This is a genomic window from Rhodanobacter fulvus Jip2 (assembly GCF_000264315.1).
Taxonomy (GTDB): Bacteria; Pseudomonadota; Gammaproteobacteria; order Xanthomonadales; family Rhodanobacteraceae; genus Rhodanobacter; species Rhodanobacter fulvus.
The window spans coordinates 1-268 of sequence record NZ_AJXU01000098.1 but is presented as its reverse complement, the minus strand read 5'-3'; the positions used below and the strand labels follow the sequence as shown (position 1 = coordinate 268).

General features: G+C 42.2%; 1 protein-coding gene. It reads left to right on the top strand.

Annotation, left to right across the window (positions count from 1 at the left end; all coding sequences use genetic code 11):
* Positions 1 to 268: hypothetical protein (locus tag UU9_RS18445; RefSeq protein WP_425476855.1), on the top strand; the 268-nt coding region annotated here is incomplete at both ends.

Genomic DNA, 268 nt, shown 5'->3' with positions numbered 1-268 from the left:
TTCCATTTAGCAAAAAACAGCTTCAGGTTCTCACCTGGTGGATGCCAGAATCGCCGGTTCACGATAAAGACGGCATAATATGCGATGGTTCGGTTAGAGCAGGCAAAACGATCGTTATGTCATTCTCCTATGTCCTTTGGGCAATGGAGAATTTCAACTTCCAAAACTTCATAATGGCTGGAAAGACAATTGGAGCTTTCCGCAGGAATGTTCTTTTTCTCTTAAAAATTGTACTCAGGCTCCGAGGATTTAAGGTAAAGGATAAGAG